The following is a 416-nucleotide window of genomic DNA, read 5'->3' as shown; positions in this document are numbered from 1 at the left end:
CCGTCCACCCCATCATGCCGTTACGCCAGCCGAAGAATGCAACGGTTCAGAACCGAACGCTACCACCCCGTTCCACGAAAAAGCTCAAACCATTCTGGATTGGTCTTCTCGATCAGCTCGATCTTCCACTGGCGCGGCCAACGATTCAGCGACTTCTCGCGCTGGATAGCGTCTCGAATGTCGAAGTGCTCCTCGTACCAGACCAGGCGCTGCACGCCGTAGCGGCTGGTGAAGCGCGAGCCTTCGCCGGATTTGTGCTCCGGCATGCGGCGGCCAAGATCGTTGGTGACGCCGATGTAGATCGTGCTAACTGCCACCGTTGCGGATGCAGGCGCCGTTCTGGGCCGTTGCATTCTTCGGCTGATGTCACGGAATGGATCCCAAGGTCTGCTCCGTGTCGCTTCGCTCCTTGCTTC

Annotated in this window: 1 protein-coding gene; it reads right to left on the bottom strand. The window is 59.6% G+C overall.

What is annotated here, in order from left to right; genetic code table 11:
- Window positions 1-59 precede the first annotated feature (59 nt).
- Window positions 60-317 (bottom strand): GIY-YIG nuclease family protein, encoded by a 258-nt coding sequence (locus NMG80_RS06435; RefSeq protein ID WP_367185928.1) that lies wholly within the window; start codon window positions 315-317, stop codon window positions 60-62.
- Window positions 318-416: the final 99 nt, after the last annotated feature.

It is taken from the genome of Mesorhizobium escarrei (assembly GCF_935825525.1).
Taxonomy (GTDB): Bacteria; Pseudomonadota; Alphaproteobacteria; order Rhizobiales; family Rhizobiaceae; genus Mesorhizobium; species Mesorhizobium escarrei.
The sequence above is the reverse complement of the archived record's forward strand: the minus strand, read 5'-3'. Positions and strand labels throughout refer to the sequence as shown.